The 295-nt window shown below is 63.7% G+C and carries 1 protein-coding gene; it reads right to left on the bottom strand.

Going from position 1 to position 295, the window contains the following annotated elements; genetic code table 11:
- The coding region (locus SB660_RS19825; protein ID WP_410583985.1) for an alpha/beta hydrolase-fold protein at positions 1-295 on the bottom strand (295 nt) is incomplete at both ends.

Genomic DNA, 295 nt, shown 5'->3' with positions numbered 1-295 from the left:
CTCGAGGCGCACGCCGGCATCGCTCAGCTGCTGTACAGCGTCGAAGGTGGCGTTGTAGTTCGAGTCAAGAACGTTGCCGACGTAGAAGCGCAGCAGATCGGTCTTGGCGTTGATCTTCTTCGCCTGCTTGCTCGTCACCGATTCGGTGAGGTAACCCGAGAACGAGCCGACGGATCCGTAGACACCCGGCTCGCTGAGCGAGAGCTCGAGCGCCTGAGCGGCGCCCTCGCCGATGCCCGCGACGCCCGTCTGCTTCACCTTGCTCGATACGTTGTAGGCGTCGTGCACGGCGGGA

This window comes from Bacillus sp. SIMBA_005 (assembly GCF_046535585.1).
Lineage (GTDB): Bacteria > Bacillota > Bacilli > Bacillales > Bacillaceae > Bacillus > Bacillus pumilus.
The sequence above is the reverse complement of the archived record's forward strand: the minus strand, read 5'-3'. Positions and strand labels throughout refer to the sequence as shown.